General features: G+C 30.5%; 24 protein-coding genes and 1 pseudogene (1 of these 25 only partly in view). 13 read left to right on the top strand and 12 right to left on the bottom strand.

Translation table 11 applies throughout. The features are described 5' to 3' along the window. Positions 1-409 precede the first annotated feature (409 nt). From A2255_08490 to A2255_08475, 4 genes are all read right to left on the bottom strand, one after another. Positions 410-658, bottom strand: a complete 249-nt coding sequence (locus A2255_08490; GenBank protein ID OGI17491.1) for a hypothetical protein — start codon at positions 656-658, stop codon at positions 410-412. A 214-nt stretch (positions 659-872) separates the two neighbouring features. Next, complete coding sequence (locus tag A2255_08485) at positions 873-1676, bottom strand: GTP cyclohydrolase (protein OGI17490.1); 804 nt, start codon at positions 1674-1676, stop codon at positions 873-875. Beyond that, a complete protein-coding gene (locus A2255_08480) occupies positions 1677-2030 on the bottom strand; it encodes a hypothetical protein (protein OGI17489.1) in 354 nt (117 codons plus the stop codon). 341 nt (positions 2031-2371) lie between these two features. Beyond that, complete coding sequence (locus tag A2255_08475; GenBank protein OGI17488.1) at positions 2372-2647, bottom strand: DNA-binding protein; 276 nt, start codon at positions 2645-2647, stop codon at positions 2372-2374. A gap of 340 nt (positions 2648-2987) precedes the next feature. Between A2255_08475 and A2255_08470 the strand changes: the two genes are divergently transcribed. The 3 genes from A2255_08470 to A2255_08460 all read left to right on the top strand — a co-directional run bounded on the left by A2255_08470 (position 2988) and on the right by A2255_08460 (position 4939). Further along, positions 2988-3272 carry a hypothetical protein gene (locus A2255_08470; GenBank protein OGI17487.1) on the top strand — a complete coding sequence of 95 codons (285 nt, stop codon included), beginning with the start codon at positions 2988-2990 and terminating at the stop codon, positions 3270-3272. A gap of 33 nt (positions 3273-3305) precedes the next feature. Next, positions 3306-4172, top strand: a complete 867-nt coding sequence (locus A2255_08465; GenBank protein ID OGI17486.1) for a hypothetical protein — start codon at positions 3306-3308, stop codon at positions 4170-4172. 68 nt (positions 4173-4240) lie between these two features. Continuing rightward, positions 4241-4939, top strand: coding sequence for a hypothetical protein (locus A2255_08460; GenBank protein OGI17485.1), 699 nt, complete (start codon positions 4241-4243; stop codon positions 4937-4939). A gap of 172 nt (positions 4940-5111) precedes the next feature. On the opposite strand, the gene A2255_08455 is transcribed toward A2255_08460, so the two are convergent. Genes A2255_08455 through A2255_08445 form a run of 3 tightly spaced genes read right to left on the bottom strand, consistent with a single transcriptional unit; the run spans position 5112 to position 7348 of the window. After that, the gene (locus tag A2255_08455) at positions 5112-6983 is read right to left on the bottom strand and encodes a hypothetical protein (GenBank protein OGI17484.1); all 1872 of its coding nucleotides are present in this window, start codon (positions 6981-6983) and stop codon (positions 5112-5114) included. After that, on the bottom strand, positions 6976-7176 hold the full coding sequence (locus A2255_08450; protein OGI17483.1) for a hypothetical protein: 201 nt from the start codon (positions 7174-7176) through the stop codon (positions 6976-6978). The genes A2255_08455 and A2255_08450 overlap by 8 nt, the downstream gene beginning before the upstream one ends. Continuing rightward, a complete protein-coding gene (locus A2255_08445) occupies positions 7169-7348 on the bottom strand; it encodes a hypothetical protein (protein ID OGI17482.1) in 180 nt (59 codons plus the stop codon). Before A2255_08445 ends, A2255_08450 begins: the two co-directional genes overlap by 8 nt. Positions 7349-7533: 185 nt before the next feature. On the opposite strand from A2255_08445, the gene A2255_08440 reads away from it, so the two are divergent. After that, positions 7534-8358, top strand: a complete 825-nt coding sequence (locus A2255_08440) for a hypothetical protein (GenBank protein OGI17481.1) — start codon at positions 7534-7536, stop codon at positions 8356-8358. Between the two features lie 139 nt (positions 8359-8497). Here the strand turns inward: A2255_08440 and A2255_08435 are convergent, their stop codons facing one another. Then, positions 8498-9418, bottom strand: coding sequence for a hypothetical protein (locus tag A2255_08435; protein OGI17480.1), 921 nt, complete (start codon positions 9416-9418; stop codon positions 8498-8500). A 421-nt stretch (positions 9419-9839) separates the two neighbouring features. On the opposite strand from A2255_08435, the gene A2255_08430 reads away from it, so the two are divergent. Together A2255_08430 and A2255_08425 are read left to right on the top strand one after the other, a co-directional pair. Next, positions 9840-11243 (top strand): hypothetical protein, encoded by a 1404-nt coding sequence (locus tag A2255_08430; GenBank protein OGI17479.1) that lies wholly within the window; start codon positions 9840-9842, stop codon positions 11241-11243. A 47-nt stretch (positions 11244-11290) separates the two neighbouring features. Continuing rightward, positions 11291-12739: a hypothetical protein gene (locus A2255_08425; protein OGI17478.1), complete on the top strand. Its 1449-nt coding sequence runs from the start codon at positions 11291-11293 to the stop codon at positions 12737-12739. A gap of 65 nt (positions 12740-12804) precedes the next feature. Here A2255_08425 and A2255_08420 read toward each other — a convergent pair whose 3' ends face one another. The 3 genes from A2255_08420 to A2255_08410 form a co-directional block, all read right to left on the bottom strand. Further along, positions 12805-13224 carry a hypothetical protein gene (locus A2255_08420; GenBank protein ID OGI17477.1) on the bottom strand — a complete coding sequence of 140 codons (420 nt, stop codon included), beginning with the start codon at positions 13222-13224 and terminating at the stop codon, positions 12805-12807. A gap of 617 nt (positions 13225-13841) precedes the next feature. Next, positions 13842-14753 (bottom strand): hypothetical protein, encoded by a 912-nt coding sequence (locus A2255_08415; protein ID OGI17476.1) that lies wholly within the window; start codon positions 14751-14753, stop codon positions 13842-13844. Between the two features lie 89 nt (positions 14754-14842). Further along, on the bottom strand, positions 14843-15667 hold the full coding sequence (locus A2255_08410; protein OGI17475.1) for a hypothetical protein: 825 nt from the start codon (positions 15665-15667) through the stop codon (positions 14843-14845). 238 nt (positions 15668-15905) lie between these two features. On the opposite strand from A2255_08410, the gene A2255_08405 reads away from it, so the two are divergent. The 3 genes from A2255_08405 (at position 15906) to A2255_08395 (ending at position 18895) form a co-directional block, all read left to right on the top strand. Next, complete coding sequence (locus A2255_08405) at positions 15906-16478, top strand: hypothetical protein (protein OGI17474.1); 573 nt, start codon at positions 15906-15908, stop codon at positions 16476-16478. A gap of 744 nt (positions 16479-17222) precedes the next feature. Next, entirely contained in the window at positions 17223-18443 is a 1221-nt protein-coding gene (locus A2255_08400) for an ammonia channel protein (GenBank protein ID OGI17493.1), read from the top strand. 113 nt (positions 18444-18556) lie between these two features. Then, entirely contained in the window at positions 18557-18895 is a 339-nt protein-coding gene (locus tag A2255_08395) for a transcriptional regulator (GenBank protein OGI17473.1), read from the top strand. Positions 18896-19152: 257 nt separating this feature from the next. Here the strand turns inward: A2255_08395 and A2255_08390 are convergent, their stop codons facing one another. Then, entirely contained in the window at positions 19153-19881 is a 729-nt protein-coding gene (locus tag A2255_08390) for a hypothetical protein (protein ID OGI17472.1), read from the bottom strand. Positions 19882-20128: 247 nt separating this feature from the next. On the opposite strand from A2255_08390, the gene A2255_08385 reads away from it, so the two are divergent. From A2255_08385 to A2255_08370, 4 genes and pseudogenes are all read left to right on the top strand, one after another. Then, the gene (locus A2255_08385) at positions 20129-21274 is read left to right on the top strand and encodes a hypothetical protein (protein OGI17471.1); all 1146 of its coding nucleotides are present in this window, start codon (positions 20129-20131) and stop codon (positions 21272-21274) included. A 493-nt stretch (positions 21275-21767) separates the two neighbouring features. Next, positions 21768-22178 (top strand): S-adenosylmethionine decarboxylase proenzyme, encoded by a 411-nt coding sequence (locus A2255_08380; GenBank protein ID OGI17492.1) that lies wholly within the window; start codon positions 21768-21770, stop codon positions 22176-22178. Positions 22179-22216: 38 nt separating this feature from the next. Further along, on the top strand, positions 22217-23080 hold the full coding sequence (locus tag A2255_08375) for a spermidine synthase (protein ID OGI17470.1): 864 nt from the start codon (positions 22217-22219) through the stop codon (positions 23078-23080). Further along, positions 23074-23618, top strand: a pseudogene (locus tag A2255_08370) (agmatinase); it runs 304 nt beyond the window's last position. The gene A2255_08375 and the pseudogene A2255_08370 overlap by 7 nt, the downstream one beginning before the upstream one ends.

Below are 23618 nucleotides of genomic sequence, written 5' to 3'. Positions count from 1 at the left end.
ATTATATCAACCCTATCAATATCAAAAAAGCTCAATATATCCTTACAGACTATATTTAATGTTTCATCCAGTTCCATTATTTTACCTTTATTATCTTATGGGAATTAAAAATACTAAAAAATTATACTCAAAGTATAATCTCCTAAAAAGTAGATTTAATCCCACTCTTAGTTAATTTAATTAACTAAGTAGATAACAAAAATTTTTTATAAGTCATCTTAAAAATCATAGGAATACGTATTAAATCGAGAATTTTTTTAAAGGAACATAGTCTCCCTTAAGAAAATTCTCGATTTAAGAATGCTTATACGTATTTAATTTTAAAGCGTACGAATATTAATATTTAGACATGAAGTTCTGTTTATTTCTTCAAAAAATTTTGTTAAAAGAATCTTTAATAACAACGAAATTAGCCATTTTCATTTAGTAATTTAATTGCATGATGAAAACATTGTCTGATATTTTCTGTTTTAGCTCTACTACGTTCTATTTTCAGTATATCTTTAGCTTTTTGTCTAATACTATTAAAAAAACCGTTTTCAGTGGCATTAACAAGAGGCAATGGATCCTGATGAGCTAATTCAGCCAATCTACGTAATTTTCTTTCAGAAACTTCTCTTAAAAAGAAGCTAGAATCTGTACGAAAATGAAAAGTCATAGAAACACCCTCATTTTATAAAAGCTTTTTCGAACCATTAAACTTGCTATATATATAAAAAAAATTTCTTCACGAAAAAATTGCTTTTTTGTAAAATAAGTTAATACTCAAGCCATGTAAAAACAACCAAAAATTAATCATGTATATGCATGATTATTAGTACATTTCAACACTTTCTAGATGGGAATCAAAAAGATAAACCAGATAAAGCCTCTTAAGAAGCCACAAATTCTTCCTGATATGCCCAGGCAGAATGATTGTGAATACTTTCATGCGCTTCACAATCTACTTCGAACCAATGAATTTCTTTGATATTTTTAATCTTTGAAACCACATCTCTGAGAACATCTTCTACAAATTTTGGATTATTATATGCAAGCTCAGTTACGAACTTCTCATCTTCTCTCTTCAAAAGAGGATATACAGGACTGCTGCCACATTTTTCAATTAATTCAACAAGATCCTCAATCCAGACAATAGAATTAACATCATAGCTTATACGTACTTTTACAAAAGTTCTCTGATTATGAGCACCATATTCGGAAATTTCTTTACTGCAAGGACACAAAGTAGTTACGGGAACATTTACCCCTAAAATAAAAGTATAATCTTCTTTATTTTTTAATATTCCCTCAAAGGAGCAATCATATCCCATTGGGCAGACAAGCTCACTTACAGGAGCTCTTTTATCAATAAAATATTTAAAATTGAACTTTAATTCTGCGCTTTCTGCGTCAAGTTTATCTGTAATCTCAACTAAACAACCTTTTAAATCTACACCAAGCAGATTTCTCTGGCCCCATTCACTAAGAATTTCAATAAACCTGGACATATGAGTGCCTTTATAATCTTTTGGTAAAGAAACACTCATAGTAGCTTTTGCACTTACAATTTGCTCTTTATCATTTTTTCTTAGGATATTAAGAGGAACTTCAACATTTCGGACACCAACTTTTTGGATATCTATACCCCTATGATCCTTTTGGTTTTGAACGTCTTTTAGTTTTGATCTTACCATTTAATCGTTATTTTCTTCTTTTTGTTTGATTTCATTTACTAATTCACTCATTTCGCCACGACTAAGCGCATTTAAAAGTTTTTTAGCAGCAGCTATTTGTATATGGGAAGGAGCTACCCTAAGTAATTCCATTGCTTTTATCATAACAGGGTCTCTATCGTACCATCTATTACCTTTCATAAAATATTTTGACACAGATTCATAAACTCTTTCAATAACTTCAGCTGCAACCTGCTCTTTCAACTTCATAATAAAATCTGCAGCTTGTCCTTTTTCTTCTTCAGAAGATAAACTCAATAATTCCATTGCTTCTTTTAAAAGCGGATCTTGATCATACCAGCGACGATTTGTCATAGTTAGTACATCCTTCAATATATTATTACTCGATTAATGGTTGGTTACAGGAAGTGCCAAAGGCACAAATATAAGTACACATTGAAATAATTGAGGACTTAATAATGTGACTATGTTACCTACAAAAATCATAACGGATTTTTTATCAAAATCCTTAATGATTTTTTTCACTGTCCTTATATTTAAGTATAAATGTAGTTTCTAGAAAAATGAACAACTTATTATAATATTTACCCCTTATTATTGAACAATAAACATTCTTTTAAAATTTGCAATGCAAAGCTCAAAAGCCCGAAGAATAAATTCTTCGGGCTTTTGAAAAACTTTTGAAATAGAAAAGTCTATTTGTTTACTAACTCTCTGAATTTTTTACCAGCTGAGAAAGCAGGAACTGTTTTAGCAGGAATTTTAATTTCTTTACCTGTTTGTGGGTTTCTGCCGGTTCTAGCTGCACGTTTGCGAGCTTCAAATGTTCCAAAACCAACTAATGTTACTTTTTTACCTTTAGAAACTGTTTTTTCAATTGTTTCTAAGGTTAAGGAAATGATTTCGGAAGCTTGTTTTTGTGATACTTTAGCTTTTTTTGAAATCTCTTTTACTAATTCTTCTTTATTCATAGGATTTCCTCCCAAATAATAGTTACAACCTTTATTATATAGATATTTTTGAGATTGACAAGCCACAGATCAAATTTAGATAAACTTATCCAATTTTATCTTCTAAATTAAAATCATGTAAATCTCTTTCTCCAAGCTTATTACAGCATTATAATCATTAGTATTATATTGTTAACTTTTGTTACAATACTAATTGTATTTTTATTTAAAACCCTAATTTAAACAATGCTAAAACATAGACAGGATAAAAAGATTTTAAAGAAAGTTATATAAATCAAAGGTCTTTTATAAATAATTTTTCTTGGCTAACCTATAATATTAATTAGAGGTGATTATAATCATGTTAAACAATGGTTTTGGATGCTTTTCTCTTATATTTGGATTTTTTCTTCTCTTATTTTTATTTAAATTCTGGTTTTTAGCTATTTTATTCCTGTTAATAGGATTAATCATTTATAAAAATCTAAGTAAAATCATAAATATAAAGTCTGCATTTAAAAAAAAGGAAGAATTTATAAGCAAACCCGGTAAAATTTATAAAGCTTGTGCTTTCTGTGAAACAAAATCTGAAAGAAATTCAAGCTTTTGCAGTAATTGTGGAAAACCTTTTGAGAGTGTACAATAATTAAGACTTTCAAAATATGGGGGTAAGTATTAAATGTCAGAAACAGTTAAAACCTGGGCAGAATGGCTAAAAAAATCAAGATTTTCATATTTAAATGAAGAACAAAGAGAGCAAACAGTAAGATGGTTGGTTTTAGTTAGGGACAAAATATTAAATAGAGCTAACTTAAGACCTGGAGATACAATTATTGATATTGGTACAGGCACAGGTTTACTTGCTTTTGGAGCTTATGACATTCTTAAAGATACAGGCAAAGTGATAATGTCTGATGGTTATCAGGATTGTATAGATGAATGTAAGAAAATAGTTGAAGCCTGTAATATAACTGAAGGAATTGAATTTCTTTTATCAAGCGCAGATAATATTAATTTATCTGATAATTCAGTTGATGTAGTAGTTATGAGATCGGTTCTTGTTCATATTATTGATAAACTCAGTGCAATCAAAGAATTTTACAGAATTTTAAAACCCGAAGGAAGAATTTCTATTTTTGAGCCTATTATTCAATCTAATACCAGATATTATGAACTTATAAATCCGGCTAATTTTCCAAATTATGAAAAACTAAAAGAAGCTGAAATCAAAATAATGACAAAAGAAAATGATTCTTTAACAAATTTTGATGACAAGAGCTTAATTAAAGATTTTGAAGCTGCCGGCTTTAAAAACATAGATTTAGATGTAAATACCGAACAATCCAGTTATACAGTTACTGCAAATATGATAGATCCATGGTTTAATGTACCTCCAGGACCTGGCGTTTTATCTATGAAAGAAAGATTTTTGCAGTATTTAAGTGAAGAAGAAATGAATGAATACATTGAAAAATTAAAATTAGAATTAGACGGTAAGGTTATAACAGTTAAGTCTTTTTCAGCTTATATTTCTGCTGTTAAATAAAAAACAAGTATTTGTTGGGTCAAAATAATTTTGACCCAACCTACTGGTTAAATGGTGTATTTTTTCTTATGGCTTTTAAGAATTTCTTTCTTAAAGTTCTTTTTCTGCTTGAAGAATGGGTTAAATCGAGCTATTTTTTTGTTACTTTGTTTTTGATTATATCTTTATGGAGCTTTATTGATATAGCTATTGATGTGGTTACTAGAGATGAAATCACTTATTATGACAAAATAATCGTTAGTTTTTTAAATAACATAGCTTCATCGTCTTCAACTACATTTGCCATTTTCATAACAAGATTAGGAGCAGAATATGTAAGCTTTTTGTTAATTCCAATAATATTAGGATTCTTATTCTTTAAGCATATAAAAGAAGCTTTATTGGTATTAATATCCACAGGAGGGGGTTTTTGTTTAAATATAATAATCAAAAATTTCTTTGACAGAGCAAGACCTGTTGTTGGAACTCCTATTGTTCAGGTTGAAGGGTTTAGTTTTCCTTCAGGGCATGCCATGATTGCCATATGTTTTTATGGGGTTTTAATTTATCTCTCGTTTAGATATATACAAAATAAATGGTTAAGAAGGTTTTCTTACATATTTTTTAGTACATTAATTCTATTAATAGGCTTAAGTAGGGTATATCTAGGTGTTCATTATCCATCAGATGTTCTTGGAGGATTTAGTCTTGGAGCATTCTGGCTTGGAATATGTATTTTGATTTACAGGATATTTCCTTTGAAATTGTTGGATTCGAGCAAGAAATAAAAAAATCCTGAATAAAAAAGATGAAATTTGTTTCAACATTTTGCTAGTATTGTTAGCCAGATAGATGTCGGTCTTGTTCCGACATCTTATTAGCGTCGTCTCTTGAGAAAAACCCAAAGAACTTCGGAATAACATGGATATAGAAAAACTAAAAACCCTTCTTTAAAACTATTTAAGCGTGTTCGGGCTTTGGCTCATCAGGGTTAATTTGAGGCTCGTCTTCCAGTTTGCCGACTTGATTTCTTCCATCTCTTTTTGCTCTGTATAAACCCTGATCAGCAAATTCGATTAATTCCATCGGTACTGCTCCATGTTTTGGATAAGTTGCAATTCCTAAGCTAATCGTGACTCCAACTTCTACACCATCAGATAATTTAAATTTCTTTGAATCAATTGTTTTACATAATCTGCTAGCAATATTATAAGCTTTATCCGTATTAGTATTATATAAAATAGCAACCATTTCCTCTCCGCCATACCTGGCAACAAAGTCAGAAGATTTTACTGAACTCTTAAGAATTTGAGCTACAAGTTTTAAGACCATATCACCTGCCTGATGCCCATACGTATCATTGAATTTCTTAAAGAAATCAATATCAACAAATACTAATGAGAAACTTGAATTGTTCTTTTGAGCTTTTCTTATTGCATTTTCAAGATTTTCCTGGAAATATCTGTGATTATATAAACTTGTGAGGCCATCTGTAGTCGCTAATTTATATGTATATTCAAAATCTCTTGATTTCATAAGATATTTAATAATGTACATAAAGATAAATGTAAGAGTAATCACAATTATCTGATTAAAAATACCTATCCAGATAAAATTACGATTGAATAAAATAGAAGCCAAAGCTATATAAAGAGTAGCAATTACTATAACCATTAATGACGAGGTTATTACAGATCGCAGTTTTATTACCAGTATTCCTGTAATAAGACTCAATATAATACAGATTATAAAATCAGTATTTGAGCTTACTTTTCTTATTGTATTACCATCTACTAAGTTATTAAAAGCTGTTGCTTGGATTTCTACACCTGGATATATCCTGCTTAAAGGAATACTTTTAATATCAAACATAGAATTTGCCGTTACTCCAACAAATACAGTTTTATCTTTAAAGTAATCAGCTGGTTTTATAGGTTTTTTACCTTCTTTAATATTATTAATAGATTTAATAACTTCATAAAAAGGTATATATTCAAATGTTCTTTCAGGTCCATACCAATTTAACAGTATTTGACCATCTTGATTTAGTTGTATTTTTCTTTTTCCAAGAATTAATTCATTATTTTTGTTTATAAAAAATTTGTTCGTATCAAGGTTTTCTTTTTTCTTAAGATATTCATAAGCCGCTTTAAAACCTAAATATGGATAAAAATCATCTTGATATTTGACAAATAAAGGGGCATGCCTGCTAATACCGTCTTTATCTCTTAAATAATTTGTTATTCCTATATTTGAAGTAGAATTAATAATACCATCCATAATTAGACGGCAATTCGCATAAGTAAAGTTTGCAAAGTTCACTACCGGACTATGATTTTCTACTTGTATTTTTATTTTATCAGGTAAAACAGGGGATCTATTGTTCTCTCTATCATCAAAATTCATAGCCACGTACACATTATCATAGTTATTTAATGTTTTAATAAATTCCTTATCAATTTGCTCAAGACCATTGTGATAAGAAGTAAACATAAGGTCGAAAACAATTGAATCAACACCACCGGATTCAAGATAATTAATGATTTTTGTATAAGCACTTCTATTCCATGGCCAAACTCCAAATTCATCTTGCAAAATTTCAAGACTTGTGTCGTCAATACTTAAAATAACAATATTTGAATTGTGTTTAACAACTTTATTTGGCATGTTATATCTGAAATCAAGCGTTTTCAACTCTACAGACTCAAAAAACTGGTTTACATTAAAAAATTGCCCAATTCCCCATAAAAGAGAAATCATTGCAGCAATTAATGAAAAATAAATTAAATATCTAAGATTTTTGCTGTTTAAAAACGCTTTTATTTTAAACATCTTCTTCCTCAACTCTTTTTACGCTACTTAAAGGTACTATTGCTTTACCATATATATGAAAATTCACTAATAATTTTGTGGTTACGGGATGTTTTATAAATAATAAAACATCTCCTTCAGCCCCTATAGGGATTGAACCCAATCCCTGTTTAGAATGTTTAATATAAACCACTTTTTGGGGTTTATCAGGCATTAATTAATTTTAATCTCTCTCTCAAACTTTTGTTACTTAAGATAATATTATCATTTTGAATAAAAATAGTTCTTTTTAATTCTTTTGTAGTTAATTCTAATCTTCCAGGATTTTCAAGAAATTGAAGCAGACATTCTTCGTTAACATTCATAAATAAAGTGGCTCCATCCATTCAATAAGATTCTAAAAGTCTCCAGCCCCCAGTTATATATAAGTCTGTCATAAATCCTAGCTTGAAACATCCTCCATGGGATGAATATAAAGGCTTATCAGGGATTTAAACCATCATTCAAATATATGATTTATCTTACTTGTAAATAGTGTAATTTAATTAGTATCCAATAAAAAATAAGGTGGATGTCTGATAAAATGGATTTAGAATTCAAGAAAATTTCTTTATCAAAAGCTGAAAATATTGGCATTATTACTTTAAATCGCCCTGATATTCAAAATGCTATATCTTACGATACTTTTAAAGAACTTGATTATGCTTTAAAATTATTCGAATCAGATGAGAAAATAAGGATTATTTTTCTAAAATCCAATTGTTCTGTTTCAAAAAATAACACTAAAATTTTTTCTGTAGGTGTAAACCTGAAAGAATACGATAAAAAGTTCCAACTTATTGAAGAAAATCCACTGGAATTTGAAAAAATACTTAAACAAACCCGTTCTCTTTTAACGAGAATTGAATCACTTAAAAAACCTGTAATTGCTGGGGTAGACGGTTTAGCTGTCGGGGGCGCTTTTGAGATTATTTTGGCCTGTGATTTAATTTTGGCATCAGATATAGCTCAGTTTAGTTTAAAAGAGATTAATATTGGTTTAATTCCGGGTTATGGCGGAATTCAAAGACTTATAAAATCAATCGGCAAAAAGAAAACTTTTGAAATTGTAGCGACAGGAAGAGATCTTGATGCTCAGGAAGCTTTAGTTGTAGGTCTTGTTGCAGAAATTTATGCAGATTCCGAGTTTAATAAAAGGTCAATGGAATTTTGTAAAAAATTAAGTCATAAATCCTCGCAATCGCTTTGGCTTATTAAAGATACAATTAATCAGCTTACAAGTAAGTTAATAGATGATGAAATTGAGGTTAAAAACTTTATAAAAGCAGTCAGTTCCGATGATGCAAAAGAAGGAATTAGTGCTTTTGTAGATAAAAGAGTTCCTATTTTTAGTTAAATTTAAAATCTCGTTAATTTACCGTGTGAAACTTTTTCCATATTCTCAGCATATGATAATATGCTGACACTTCTTTTTTAAAAGAAAAATCAGGTTGGAGATTTTTATCCCCTTTAATTATTTTATATAAGTCCTATTATTAACTCTTTTTTACTTTAACAATAACAGCATAATTCTGCTGATTTAGATTTTGCTCTGGTTTTTTAGATTTATTCAAGTTTGATACAGCAAGAATGATTGGCTCTTGAGAGTTAACTTTATTTAATTTAAATTCTTTTTGAATGAAAACCTGTTTTCTATTATCAATTGATAACTCTAAGTTTTTTATATTTAATTTTTCTTTAAATTCGCCAGAATGATTGAACTTTTCTGCAACAAAAGTTTTTGCTATTTTATTTGCACTGGACTTTTCAAAGATATGAAAATCAATATTATCATTATTTAGCTTTGTATTAACAGGCATATCAGTAATGAGAATGGTATTAACGGTTATTTTTTCAGAAGAATTTGCTAGATCAGGAGGTAATTTTAAAGAATACATATGTAGGGATTTGTCTTGTATTTGAGAATCTTCAAACAGATAAAACCATTCATTCTTTCTATTTATTATTTTTTTGTTGTTATTAGTATTTAATAATGCTACTGGTTTTACATTATCTGAATCTTGATAATCCAGTTTTTTTGCAATAACCGGAAGAAGCTTTAGCCTCTCGGTAGATTTTGATATATAATTCTCAAATTCAGTGTTATTCATTGATTTACCAGATTCTAAATATCCTATTAAATCATATTTTCTAGTATAATCATGTTTCTTTTTCCAATAAATACTACCTAGCGTAAATAGCCCTGTTCCTGCAGCTGCAATTCCTGTTATTTGTCCACCACTAAGACCAGAGTCTTTTAGATAAGGTATTTCATTACCAAATTCATCTTTACAGGATATTTTAATAGATTCATTCTCTAATATACAATCATTTAAACATAAATTATCGGCTTTCGATGCAGGGGTGATTAAAAACAATATTTGTAGTGCAAGTAAGAAGCTTAAACCCCTTTTCATAAGTCTTTATCTCCTATATAGCTAAAATTATTATTCAAATTCTCTTACATAAGTTGAATTCTAGGTAATTTGTATTAGAAAAATATATTACCTAACCGGTTATATTAGTGGTCTTTAGCAATTAAAAAACAAAATATAGGAAAATCAGGTAATATATTTTTCATCTTTTTAGTAAATTAATAAATTAAGATTTGGAAGAGGGGGGTATTTAATGTGATGTATATTACAAACCTAAAAAGGCAGAATTGTATTTATAGGTATAGCATAGAGTTATATTGCGTATGATCGTATACAAAGACAAGTAACTTGTTAACAGTGATACATTATTTATGTCTGTCATAACGCCTTGAAATATCTATTTAATTGCTTATGTATACTTATTAGTAGCAAAAAGATTTGAATATGAGGACTCTAAAAACCCATGCTGAATTATAATTTTGATCTAGCCATAGCTTTGGCATATTTTAAATGTAAAAATTTAAAGAGATTTGATTATTATAAAAATTTAAAGAGAGTAGATTCTTTAAGTAGTGATTATATACAGGAACTTCAATGGGATAAACTAAAAAAATTAGTTACTCACTGTTATTACAATATTCCATATTACAGAAAAATATTTACAGATATTGATTTTCATCCTCAAAATATGAAATCAAGGCATGACTTTTCTAAAATTCCCAAATTAACGAAACGAAATATCATAGAAAGTCATACCAAGTTAATTGATCCTAAATCATCTGAAGAAAAACTTTTTTGGGAAGCAACAAGCGGATCAACAGGGGAACCATTGAAATTTGCAAGAAGTTTTGATGATCAGGAATACGCCTTTGCACTAAGATACAGATCCAATGCTTGGTGTGGATGGGAACCCTGGCATAAATCTGTTTGGTTCGTCTCCGATACAAGACATATTACCGAGTTAGATAAAATAAAAGGCAGATTATCTTTATGGTTGAAAAGAAGACTTCTTATTGATACAAAGAATATCTCTAAAAATAATATGTTTAAATGGGTAAACCTAATAAAATCTTTTAAGCCCATTCAAGTTTATGGTTATTCCAGCTTACTTGGAGAGTTTTCTGAATTTCTTGTAGAAAATAATATCAATATACAGGGAATTAAAGGTGTTTTTTCTACAGCAGAACCTTTAAGAAAAAGACAGATTATTTCTCAAGCTTTTAATGCTCCCGTATATGATCAGTATGGATGCTCTGAAATTCCCTGTATTGCTCACGAATGTAAGAATGGCAGCATGCATTTAAATAGCGACGAGATACTAGTAGAGTTTGAGGATATTCCAGGTAATTCTGAAATAAAAAAGATAATTTGCACGCCACTTTATATGACAAGCATGCCGTTATTACGTTATGAGATTGGAGATACCGCAGCTCCCACAGATAAACAGTGTGATTGTGGTTTACCCTATCCAGTAATAGAGCTTAAAGTTGGAAGGGTTAGCGATAATTTCCTTGCCTCCACAGGAAAAATAATATCAGGAGTTACATTAGCCTGGTATATTGTTGATGCTACTAAAGGTGTTAAACAATATCAAGTAATACAGGAAAGTCTAACTGAAATCACTGTAAGACTGGTATCTGAGCAAAATTTTATCTCTGAAAATGAACAAAGTATAGAAAAATTATTATATGAATTAATGGGTTCATCAGAGATAAACATTAAATTTGAACATCTTAATGAGATTAAACCCGAAAAAAATGGTAAATTTCGTCCGATAATCTCAAATGTTACGAATAAATCTAATGAAGAGTTTTTAATTGATCCAAATATTACTCAGGACAGTATTAGGCAAATGGCATTTTCTTAGAAATGATAATACTTTTCGATTAATAGAGGAGAAATGGAGGTTTTAAAATGGCTTATATTGTAGGAAAACCCGGATATGAGAGAATTTATGGAACAGCTGGAAATGACACTATAGACAGTAAAGGGGGAAGTGATTTAATTTATGATTTTTCCAACAGCAATGACACCTATATCTTTGGTTATGGATATGGGCAACCTACTTATACCGACGCTGGAGGGTTTGATACCATTACGTTTAAGGACGGTATTAAAGCCCAAGATATAAAATTTTATATTACCAAGGGTGGTTATCTGATGCCAAGAATACAAGATACAACAGATAAACCGGAAATTGCGTTCTGGCCTGATCCAAAATATAAAATAGAAAGATGGGCATTTGAGGATGGAACTATTCTTACCAGTGCTGATGTTGATAGATTGATTGATTACAATACAAGGGTTTTAGTTTATACAGAAGGTAGTGATAATGTTAAAATTGGTCAGGGTAATAACCTAATTTATCTTATGCAGGGAAATGATTACTTTGTCTCAACTGGCGGAAATAATATAATAGAAGCATCATCAGGGAATGATACTGTCATTAATAAAGGCACTGGTAATGATGAAATATATATGAGCTGGGGTATTGATTATACCGAAGATAGAGCCGGTAATGACAGATATATTTACAATGAGGGAGATAGCCACGATACTATTCTTGATATGGGTGGTAATGATACTGTTAAATTTGGCAGATCGATTACACGAGATGATCTTATTTTTAATAAATCTGAAAATGACCTTGTTGTAACATTTAAATATGGTTCTTATGACTCTCTAACTATAAAAAACTGGCTTGTAGCATCAAATTACAAAATAGAAACATTTGAATTATGGGATAAAAGCCAAATCACCTCTCAACAAGTTAACCAGATAATATCAGGAAATAACCCACCTTCTGATCCACCTCCTCCGCCACCGCCTTCTGACTCACCTTCAGGAACTGATCTTGGGCTTTGGGCATCTCAGGGATTTACTCCCACTGTAACAGGTACAGACGGGTATAACTATCCTAAGGGTTATGCCGGTAATGATGTATACTACCTTAAAAAAGGTGGTGACAGAGTTATGGATTATACAGGAAATGATGTTTATCTTTTCAGCAAAGGAGACGGACAGGATAATATAACCGATGAAAAAGGTAATGATGTTATAGCTTTCGGACTTGGTGTTACCAAGAATGATGTTTCTTTCAAGAAAGATCCTAATAATTCTGAAAATATGATAATAAGTATAAATAATTCAAGTGATAGTATTAATATCAATAAATGGTTCAGAAATGCTAACTATCAGGTAGAAAAAGTTATGTTCGCTGATGGAACATATTTTACCAACACTAATATTAACCAGATAATTCAACAAATATCATCTTATTCAGTTAACAGTGAACCTCAAATAATTACATTAGATACAACTAATAATGATCAAAACATTCCTCTGGTAAATAATAATATATAAAATTGCAATTTTAAAATTAATAAAAGAGACTACTTAAGTAGTCTCTTTTATTCGTATAAATCTTTTTATTCTTCTGCTTTAGATTTATTTGATTTTCTGCCTCTTCTTGAAAGCTTAATTCTGTTTTCTTCTTGAGTTTCAGGAGAAATATTTAACTCTTTAGCTATCTCACCTATATGATATGTATAATTAGCCGGATCAATGTGTTGTTGAGCTAAAAGATGGAAGATAATCTTAATTCCAGCAAGATTAATTCCCAATTCTCTTGTTAAATATTGAACAAATTTACCTCTTTCAATATCGTTAAAAGAATATAATCTACGATTTTTAGGTGATCTTGATGGAACTAAAATATTTTCATCATCGTAAATTCTAAGTGTTCTTTGATGAACCTGTAGAATATCAGCTACAACGCTGATAGGAAACATTGGCTTATCTGGATCTAAGCCGGTATTGTCATTTGTTTGAACTAAGTAAGTAGTCATAATACCCCTTTTCATTTTCCCTGTCATTAACAATTTAATACTACACTTTTTAGAAATTTCACCAATTTAACCTTTGTACTTTCCAATGTTTTTTTGTTTATATCTCCAAATAATCTTACTTAAACTATACCTTAACTGCTTTTTGTTTAATTAAATTTATATCTGTTTTTACCATAGCATTTATTTATTTAAAATTTCAATTTTTTGTTTTTTTATTATTAATAAAACTTTAACTTTTACTTTTTATATGTTTTTTATAACCCTTTTTCTAAAATTTGGTTTTTTTACTATTCTTATTATTAAGTAAGAATAGTATTATACATAATTTTGAGATAAATCTGTTTTACGATCCGCTATTAAAATATGGAAATATCCAGTAATTATAATAAGCATAATAAATATGTCTTTAATTTTCAATAAGAATTTGGAATATTATTATAATATTTTTTTTAATAAATATCTAAAAACTTATTAACTTTAAATTGATAGAACAATTATAAACACTATAATATAACTAATAAAACTTAATAAATTATGAACTTTGATTTAAATAAAATTTATATATTTATTCACAAATATATCTGACCAAATCTCTATAAACTGCTTAAATAAACTTATTATTTATGAATAGACATTCCTTTTATTGGAATTATTAAAACAGGGCTTGTTGCATAATCTAATACCCTTTTACTTACACTACCAAGTAAAAAATCAGATATTCCTTCTCTTCCATGTGATCCCATAACTACTAAATCCTGTTTATGTTCTTCGATATAATTCAATATAACATCTGCAGCATTTCCTTCTAAAGAAAAGGCTGATTTAACGGGGATGTTATGTTCCTGAAGAATTAATTTTGTATTTTCAAGAATTTCATTAGCTATTTCTTTTTGTTTTCTCAGGCAGTCCTGAAGCCATTCATTATCCATGGTTATCTCTAAAGGTAATGACTCTGCCCCGGGTCTTATGGTTGTAATCTCAACTGAGCTGTTATCTAAATTTAGGATAGATATAGCTTGTTTAACAGCGTGGTAAGAATATTCTGATCCGTCTACAGCAAACAAAACATCTTTTGTTCCAACAAAGACACCTTTTTCAGGTTCATCAGGAGGCCTGACTATCAATATTGGAATACTTGATTTAGTTACAACTTTTCTGCTTACGCTTCCAAGCCATTTTCTTATTCCTTTTTTCCCATGAGAACCAAGAACAACAATGTCATATCCTTCTTCAGTAATTACTTCAAGAATAATTTTGGCTGGTTTTCCATGAAAATAATCAGCTTTTCTAACTGAATAACCTTCTGCTTCAATTAATTCTATTGCTTTATCGAGAATTTTTTGAGCTATATTTTTTTCTTCAGGATATCTTATTTCTTCTTCTGCCGGAAAAGTTACATAAGTAGGCAAAAGACCCCAATCTATAATATGTATGATATCTATTTGATCATTACGATGTAAAAAAGGTAATGATTTTCTTATGGCATAATAAGATGCTTCAGATCCATCTGCACAAAAGAGGATTTTCATGTTTATTCCTCCAAAATTATCAAAAGTTAAAGCATTATAAAATAAATTTATTCTAAATAAATGGTTATTCTGGCTAGACTATTAAAATATTACTTAAATTCCAGTATCAAATTTATGAATTCGATATCATCATAGTCAATTCTTTTTCTGGAATATAAGTTTTTTCCTGTTTCTATAACTAACTGATTGTGGTTGTTTGGTCTTAAAAGATGTGAAGGTATAAATATTTCTTGATTATCACCATTAATTTTTAATTCTCCTATTTGGTATGAATTCAAATAAATTTTTGTGGGAGAACTAATACCATTTTTAGCTGTTCCTTGATTTAGCTTTCTGGCAATTTCAGTATCTACGCCAATAATTGAACCTATTTTTAAAAAAACATTCTTTTTTTCTTCTAAATTATCAAGGTAAAACTCTTTATGAAAATATGAACCGGTTGAATTCAAGCGAAAATCCTCGGCATTTGCTGATTCATTTGAAAAAACATTATCTCCCAAATGGCGCAGACTAGCATCTATAACTAACTCTTTTCCTGATTCTTTAGTTATACCAATGGTTAATGGTTTTGTTGCCCCATTTTCAGTTATTGTGAGTGAAAAAGGTTTATATCCTTGTGCATTTATCGAAAGAATAGTGGGTCCTTGCAAATTTACATTAAGATTAAATTGGCCATTTTCATTTGTCCTGGAAATAACACCTTTTGAAGGAATACTTACGCTAGCTCCAGATACAGGTCTTCCTGTTAAAGAATCCACCACTGTATTTGTTTTGTCAAATTGTATATAGTGTTCTTTTTCTACACTTGCTGATAGAGAAACAGCAAAACAGCTGTATTGTCCCATGGGATTTAACAATAGAGACATTAAAACAGCAAAATTTAATATTAAGAAGTTTTTTCTCATATCAATCAACTTGTTACCAACTTTTTTATCGAAATTACTATTACCTATTTTTTTAAAAATGTCATTCGAAAGAAGAATTAAGATAATAGAGTTATTAAAAAAACAACAAACAGTCCCATAGCAAGTTATTGTTTTAATGTCATATTGAGTAATGACAAAGATATTTATCTGTCCTAAAAAATCAATAAACTTTATTTTGAGTAAACTTTTAAAACCTGATTAAATTGGAAAATTAAAGGAATTTTATATGCAAGAATTATTTCTGGATATAGAAACCTCGGGTACAGATCCGATAAAACATTCTATATTGTCTATTGGAATTGTAATTTCACTAAATGGTCTTGAAGATTATCAAAGCTTTTATAGAGAAATTAAATATAATGAATTACTTATTATGCCAAGCGCAATAGAAGTTAATGGTTTTGATTTTACAAGTCAGTCAAACAGAATTTCGCTTTTAAAAACAGATGAAGAAGCTGTTAGTTTCATCAAAAAATACTACAAATCAGATATTAAGCCTATTCCTATTGGTTTAAATATCGCAGGATTTGATATGCAGTTTATACATAGATGGATGCCTCTTCTTTCTAACAGGCTTAGCGGAAAAAGCATAGAATTAAACAGTTTTATGTATTTACTTGCCGAAAAACACAGTAAAAAATTTAAAGAACTAAAAGAGGAATTAACAAAAGAAGCTGATAACAGGACTAAAGCTCTTGCTTTAGGAGTAGAAAAACACCATGCCCTCTTTGATGCAGTATTTAATTTAAATCTTTATCTAATGATTAAAAAGGATCTCTTAAGTTTGGAAAAAATTTAAGAGCTTGGCTCAAAAGATATGATATACCCTGATAATTAATTGGTCAGAGTACTAGGGTTATGTTTCATAAGTCTTCAAAATTATTGTGTCAATCTACTTTTAAGATTATTACACCCTCAATAAAACCATTTTTCATACAAAATCAGAATCAAAATTGGCAGCGCTAATTAAGGACGCAATAAAAAATGCGTAAGTATTTTTTACGCTGTCCTTATTATAATTTTTTAGACAGGTTCTAAATTCTTCTTTTTTAATACAAGTTTTTTTAGTATACTAGCTCAATGATCATTGGAGAAAGAAAAGGAGGTTTTTATTTCAAATTATAGCTTTTAAAAAAAGCTACAAAATTAAAATTATTTTGTAGCCAAGAATTTTATTAATATTCTACGTTTATATCTTAAAATTAATAGTTTTACAACAATTTTTGAAAAAATTAAGGCTAATTTTAGTATTTTTTACTAAAAATTATTTAATCTTGTCTCAATTTTTGTCAAATTTTAACAAAATTTTTATGGAGGAAGTATGATAAGAGTTTTTTTTAAACATATTTTTAGTATGCTTAAAAACCCAAAATTTATTATTTTAACTGTTTTAATATTAAGCACTCTTTTTATAACAGGTATGTTCAAGTTTTCAGATGCAGTATTGGCAGCAGATCAATCACAAGTGGGAATGACTACTCCTGCTATAGTAACTCCGCCAAATCCAGCCCAAAATACTACTGCTTCTCTTAAGCTGCCAACTATAGATACAGGAGACACAACCTGGGTTCTAGTTTCTTCAGCTCTTGTATTATTAATGACATTTGGTCTTGCACTATTTTATGGCGGCATGGTAAGAAGCAAGAACGTTCTTAGTACAGTTATGCAAAGTTTTATAGCTATAAGTGTGGTTTCAGCGGTCTGGGTGTTATACGGTTATAGTATGTCATTTGGCCCTGATATGAATCATCTTATAGGAAATTTAACCTGGTCAGGATTAAGAGGAGTGGGACAGGCTCCAAATCCTGATTATGCTGCTACAATTCCACATGAAGCTTTTATGTTATTCCAAATGATGTTTGCAATTATTACACCTGCTCTTATAACAGGTGCTTTTGCTGAAAGATTTAAGTTCAGGACTTATCTGGTATTTCTTGTATTTTGGATAACTTTTGTTTACTGTCCCGTTGCCCATTGGGTATGGGGAGTTGGTGGCTGGCTAAGAAATTTTGGTACACTTGATTTTGCTGGTGGTTATGTTGTACATATCAGTTCTGGTGCCGCTGCATTAGCTGCTTCATTTATTGTCGGAAGAAGAAAAGGCTATGGTGCCGAAGCAATTCCTCCTCACAATCTTATTTTTACCATTACAGGGACAGGATTACTTTGGTTTGGCTGGTTTGGTTTTAATGGAGGAAGTGCTATAACATCAGGTGCACTTGCAACATCTGCTATTGTTGTTACACATATCGCTGCTTCTTTTGCTGCATTATCCTGGATATTTGCAGAGTGGGTACACAGAGGTAAACCTACAGCTTTAGGCGCTGTATCTGGTGCTGTTGCTGGTCTTGCTACAATTACACCTGCTGCCGGTTTTGTTAACTTAACAGCTTCTATAATTATAGGATTAATTGCTGGAATATTATGTTATTTAGCAGTAAACTTGAAAACAAAGTTTGGGTATGATGATTCTCTTGATGTTGTAGGCGTTCATGGAGTAGGTAGTACCTGGGGAGTTATTGCTACTGGATTATTTGCTACAACAGCGGTTAATTCCCTAGGAAATAATGGTTTATTTTATGGAAATCCCAATTTACTTTTTATACAATTCATAACAGCACTTGTTGTCTGGGCTTATTCTTTTGGAGTTACCTTTATTATAATGAAAATCCTCGATATAATAATGGGACTTAGGGTGACGGATGAAGAAGAGTCTATTGGTCTTGATTTAAGTCAACATGGTGAAAGAAGTTATACAATTTAATAAGTTTATATCTAAAGTATAATTATCTCGGCTCGCAGTTTATAGTCGGCTCGATTAATTATATTTCGATCACAAAATTGTATTAGAAATAAATTTAATTACAGGAGAAAGCAATGAAAAAGATTGAAGCAATAATAAAACCTTTCAAGTTAAACGAAGTAAAAGATGCCCTGAATGAAATAGGTATACAGGGCATGACGGTTATTGAAGTAAAAGGTTTTGGAAGACAAAAAGGGTTTACTGAGTTTTATAGAGGGGCAGAATATCATATTCCCTTTATTCCAAAAGTAAAATTAGAAATAGTAGTATCAGATGAATTACTTGACAAAGCTGTCTCAATAATAGTGGAAAAAGCTCAAACAGACACAATTGGAGATGGGAAAATATTTATTTCTTCAATAGATGAAGTAATAAGAATAAGAACAGGTGAAACTGGTATTGCCGCAATATAAAATTTAAGAGATTTGTAGTTTGTAGCAACCCACTATTACTCTGACCAATTAATTATGCAAAGTGAGGTCTACGGGGGAAACCCATGCACCACGTCAATTTGAAGGTGACAAAGTCACTTTTCTCAGTCATCAATCATTCCAATAATACCTCTATCATTGTGAGGTGGCAGAGTCACTTTTTCTTAGTCATCAATTATTCCAGTGATGACTTAATTATGTGCGTTAGCACCAGCAATGTAAATAATTGAAACAAAGTACTAGCTTGTAGCATGGCTAAACTGAGTTCCTGAAATTTGTTTCTTATGACCATCTATATAGTTATACAGCCATATTTTTAGCAATGGGAAAAGGTTGGCGTGATGACCAAATTTTAGCATTTCTGAAAAAGCTTTATCAAAACAATAATTATACTTATTAACCCTGTATATAGCTGTCATTATACCTGTTCTATCTTTACCCTCACGGCAATGAACATAAACAGGCTGGTTAACAGGATTATTAACGATACTTAAAAAATATTGTATTTGCTTAATTCCAGGTGGAACTATAGGGCACATCGGTATACTGATATAGTTTAAACCGGAATTTCTTATTATATTTTCTTGTTTTTGCTTATTGTTCTTGAAAAAGTACCTTAAATCAATCACGGTTTTTACGTTTTTATATTCAATTAAAAACTCAATGCCTTTAATGTTTGGAACAGCACCTCTAAAATATCCTTTGTCTATTTGATGAAAGTTTTTTATGAATTTTTGCGCTTCAATATCTTTATAATCACGGTTATTAACGTTTTTTTTAGGCTGATCATAACTAGAAATTTTAGTTTTTGACCCTAAGCACGAAAAAACTAATGCTGCTAAGGTTTTTATTTCTTGCAGATCAAAAGTCTTATCTTGGTTTTGATCTGCAAAAGAGTTGGTTAGTTTTGTCGATTGGTTAAGACTTTGAAAATCAAATTGGGAAATATGTATTTTTTTTGAACTCATAACCCCTCTGAGACAAAAATTTAATCTTGTAACACTGTTACTTACTTATAAAAAGTATAATTTTTATTAATAATTGCTATTATTTAGGCCTGTATGAATGAAAATTAACATTTATTATTCATGAAAAGGCTAGTATAGACTTAATTTTACTTAAAAATAAGGATGTTAATTGGAATTATAAATGGTATCATTTTGCCATGGAGTTAAATAATTTGTCTGTTGCATAAGAACTTTAAAAGGATAATAAATGCGAATATTTTATGCATCTGATACATCGCCAAATCCAGATTTTAATTCAGATTTATGGAGAAATAACCTGTATTTGCCCTTGGTTGATATGGGACATGAGGTTATTGAGTTTGATTATAATTTAAGAGAAACTTTTAAAAATCTTGATCCGGCGAATTATGAGCAAAATAAGTTTATTCGCAGAAACAGACTCAAATTATCCAAAGAACTTTTAAATCAAATAAAAAAAGCTCATGATGAAAAACCTGTAGATTTATTTTTCAGCTATTTTTATGATGCCTGTGTTTTTCCTGAAACAATAGATGAAATCAAAAGGATGGGGATTAAGACAGTTAATTGGTATTGTAATGGTTCATATCAGCTGCATCTTGTAAAAGAAATATCTCCTCATTATGACTGGTGTCTTGTACCGGAAAAATTTCGGATGGAAGACTATAAAAATATGGGAGCAAAACCTATTTATTGCCAGGAAGCAGCAAATCCAAATATTTATAAGCCTTATGATCTTCCTTATGAGTTTGATGTTACATTTATAGGGCAGGCTTATGGGGAGCGTCCCGAGTATGTCAAGTATATTCTTGATCAGGATATCGATATAAAAGTCTGGGGTTCAGGTTGGCAGAATTATTCTGCTCTTGGACGTATAAAATCTCTATCAACTAAAGGCTTAAAGCATGCCAGTCTTGGAATATTAAGAGAGTTATTGGAATTAATAGAGTCTTCATTTAAAAAAGTAAATGAGTCTGAAATAAAACTTCCGTATAATAGAACCGGTCAGGTTTTGCCTGATATAGAAATGATAAAAACGTATAGTCGCTCAAAAATTAACCTTGGATTTTCTTCCTGTGGAGATACTCATATAAGAGAAGAAAGAATTCTTCAGGTACGCCTTAGAGATTTTGAAGTTCCAATGAGCGGCGGGTTTTATATGGTTGAATATATGGAAGAGCTTGAAGAATTTTTTGATATAGGAAAAGAAATAGTTTGTTATAAAGACAAAGAAGACTTAGCTGAAAAGATAAAATATTACTTAAAAAATGATAATGAACGTGAAGCCATACGTAAAGCCGGTTATGAGAGATGTCTAAGAGATCATACCTGGCATAAACGTTTTGAGATGGCCTTTAAGAAAATGGAATTATAATCAACCCGAATTGCTAATTGCCTAAAACCAGCACGAATATTGAGTAAAAAATTCTCAAAAGTTATAGAGAATTGCAAAAGAGGCGAAGCATCTTTGCTACCTATGAGTGGTTGTGGGTGGGTGTTTTGAGAATTTTTTACTCAAATTAACTAGCGATTTAGGTTAAGCAGCTCTTTTTTGCTTTTGTAAATTTTAGTAAAAAAACTAATAAATATTCTAATCTCTGGAACAGTTTTCCAGCTGTTTATATTTATTAAAATATAAAGGCCGTAAAACTTTCAGGCCGTCTTTATAAGAAAGTATAGATTTGTTGATAAACATTGATTTCCATGATAATTTTATTAGCAATGTCTCAAAAAATGATGAAAGATAAGGAATTAGAACCTTTGTTTATGTAAAAGTAATATGCAGTAAGACCCAGATGTAGTGTATCATCGTATTTTACAAAAGGAGCAAGGGATTGAAGGTGCAAGCAGAATTAGAAACTTTAAAGATAAATCAGAAATGTGCTTATTTAGGACGACATATACTAGCTGAATTTTATGGTTGCAACTCTAATGTACTTAATAATATTGAATTGATAGAAAAAATGATGGTAGATGCTGCTACAGAGTGTGGCGCTACTGTTGTTGAGAAAAAATTCCATATGTTTAACCCTTATGGTGTTAGTGGTGTGGTAATTATTTCTGAATCTCATTTGGCAATTCATACCTGGCCTGAATTGGGTTATGCAGCTGTAGATCTCTTTACCTGTGGTGAAAGTTGTGATCCTAAAGTTGCATATGAATATCTTAGAAAAGAATTTAATGCTCAATCAGCGTCTTATTCTGAGTTAAAGCGTGGCCTTTTAAATACTGAAAATGAAGTTCTTGTTACTCCTTTTGAGATAAAAGAACAAAGATAGCATTCAAATAGCAGTTTTATTGCATAGGAGGCAATTAAGTGGAATTTGATCTCTGGTATACAGAGCGACATGATGATAAATTTGGAATTACCATTAAAGTTAAAGAAACCTTATGTCATGAGGTCTCAGAATTTCAAACAATTGATATTATAGATACAGAGGGCTTCGGTAGAGTATTACTTTTAGATGGAATGGTAATGACAACGGAGCAGGATGAATTTGTTTATCATGAGATGATAAGCCATATTCCTTTACTAAACCACTCAAATCCTGAACAAGTGCTGGTAATTGGTGGTGGTGATGGTGGAACAATTAGAGAAGTTCTGAAACATTCATCAGTAAAGCGTGCTGTATTATGTGAGATTGATGGTAAGGTTATTGAGGTTTCCAAGAAATTTCTTCCTACAATAGCTGGTAAATTAGATGATCCAAAAGTTGAAATTCAAGTACGTGATGGAGTTGCTTATATAGCTGAGCAAAAGAATGTATTTGATGTAATTTTAATAGATTCAACTGATCCTCTTGGCCCTGGTGAAGGCTTATTTACAGAAGAATTTTATACTGATGTTAAAGAATCATTGAAACCTAACGGAATAATGGTAGCTCAAAGTGAATCTCCAATTGCAGATAAAAGAGAAATAAACTTAATGTATGCTTTATTAAGAAAGGTATTCCCTATAGTTAAACCTTATCTTGGACCTATTCCAACTTATCCCGGCGGTTATTGGAGTTGGGCTTACTGTTCCTGTGATGTTAATCCATTTGATAATATAAACGATGCTTTGGCAGCACAGATAGAAAAAACAACAAAGCATTATAATAGAGAAATTCATAAAGCTGCTTTTGCTCTTCCTAATTTTGTTAAGGAATTAACAGGAGAAAAGGATTCAATATTGTGTTAAGCGGTCCTTTCCTATCAAGAAACTGGCCGGGAGCCTGTGAGGATTTTGATAAGTCTAAATGGGTAATGGTTGGCTTGCCTTATGATGGAACTTGTTCATACAGGCCAGGAACCCGTTTTGGTCCTGAAATGATAAGAGTAGCAGCCTGGGGATTAGAAGATTATTCTCCATACCAAAATAAAGAACTTACAGAAGTCGCTTTTTACGATGCAGGTGAACTGGATCTTCCTTTAGGTAATAGAGATAAGTGTTTGAATCTCATAAACCAGGCTACAAGGGAAACTCTTGACGCTGGAAAACAGTGGTTAGGAATAGGTGGAGAACATCTTGTAACTTATCCTGCCATTCAGGCTTATACAGAAAAATATCCAGATTTAGCTATAATCCATTTTGATGCTCATGCTGATCTCAGGGAAGAATATTTAGGTGAATGTTTATCTCATGCCTCAGTAATGAGACTTGTAACTAATCTTATTGGGGCTGAAAACCTGATACAAATTGGAATCAGATCTGGCACCAAAGACGAGTTTGATTGGAT

The sequence above is a fragment of the Candidatus Melainabacteria bacterium RIFOXYA2_FULL_32_9 genome (assembly GCA_001784615.1).
Taxonomy (GTDB): Bacteria; Cyanobacteriota; Vampirovibrionia; order Gastranaerophilales; family UBA9579; genus UBA9579.
Note: the sequence above shows the minus strand (reverse complement) of the source record. Positions and strands in the feature narration are given on the sequence as shown.

Bases quoted from the DNA above. Each gene is read 5' to 3' on its own strand.
- A2255_08490 (OGI17491.1), bottom strand. From the start codon at position 658: ATGACTTTTCATTTTCGTACAGATTCTAGCTTCTTTTTAAGAGAAGTT.
- A2255_08485 (OGI17490.1), bottom strand. From the start codon at position 1,676: ATGGTAAGATCAAAACTAAAAGACGTTCAAAACCAAAAGGATCATAGG.
- A2255_08480 (OGI17489.1), bottom strand. From the start codon at position 2,030: ATGACAAATCGTCGCTGGTATGATCAAGATCCGCTTTTAAAAGAAGCA.
- A2255_08475 (OGI17488.1), bottom strand. From the start codon at position 2,647: ATGAATAAAGAAGAATTAGTAAAAGAGATTTCAAAAAAAGCTAAAGTA.
- A2255_08470 (OGI17487.1), top strand. From the start codon at position 2,988: ATGTTAAACAATGGTTTTGGATGCTTTTCTCTTATATTTGGATTTTTT.
- A2255_08465 (OGI17486.1), top strand. From the start codon at position 3,306: ATGTCAGAAACAGTTAAAACCTGGGCAGAATGGCTAAAAAAATCAAGA.
- A2255_08460 (OGI17485.1), top strand. From the start codon at position 4,241: ATGGCTTTTAAGAATTTCTTTCTTAAAGTTCTTTTTCTGCTTGAAGAA.
- A2255_08455 (OGI17484.1), bottom strand. From the start codon at position 6,983: ATGTTTAAAATAAAAGCGTTTTTAAACAGCAAAAATCTTAGATATTTA.
- A2255_08450 (OGI17483.1), bottom strand. From the start codon at position 7,176: ATGCCTGATAAACCCCAAAAAGTGGTTTATATTAAACATTCTAAACAG.
- A2255_08445 (OGI17482.1), bottom strand. From the start codon at position 7,348: ATGGATGGAGCCACTTTATTTATGAATGTTAACGAAGAATGTCTGCTT.
- A2255_08440 (OGI17481.1), top strand. From the start codon at position 7,534: ATGTCTGATAAAATGGATTTAGAATTCAAGAAAATTTCTTTATCAAAA.
- A2255_08435 (OGI17480.1), bottom strand. From the start codon at position 9,418: ATGAAAAGGGGTTTAAGCTTCTTACTTGCACTACAAATATTGTTTTTA.
- A2255_08430 (OGI17479.1), top strand. From the start codon at position 9,840: ATGCTGAATTATAATTTTGATCTAGCCATAGCTTTGGCATATTTTAAA.
- A2255_08425 (OGI17478.1), top strand. From the start codon at position 11,291: ATGGCTTATATTGTAGGAAAACCCGGATATGAGAGAATTTATGGAACA.
- A2255_08420 (OGI17477.1), bottom strand. From the start codon at position 13,224: ATGACTACTTACTTAGTTCAAACAAATGACAATACCGGCTTAGATCCA.
- A2255_08415 (OGI17476.1), bottom strand. From the start codon at position 14,753: ATGAAAATCCTCTTTTGTGCAGATGGATCTGAAGCATCTTATTATGCC.
- A2255_08405 (OGI17474.1), top strand. From the start codon at position 15,906: ATGCAAGAATTATTTCTGGATATAGAAACCTCGGGTACAGATCCGATA.
- A2255_08395 (OGI17473.1), top strand. From the start codon at position 18,557: ATGAAAAAGATTGAAGCAATAATAAAACCTTTCAAGTTAAACGAAGTA.
- A2255_08390 (OGI17472.1), bottom strand. From the start codon at position 19,881: ATGAGTTCAAAAAAAATACATATTTCCCAATTTGATTTTCAAAGTCTT.
- A2255_08385 (OGI17471.1), top strand. From the start codon at position 20,129: ATGCGAATATTTTATGCATCTGATACATCGCCAAATCCAGATTTTAAT.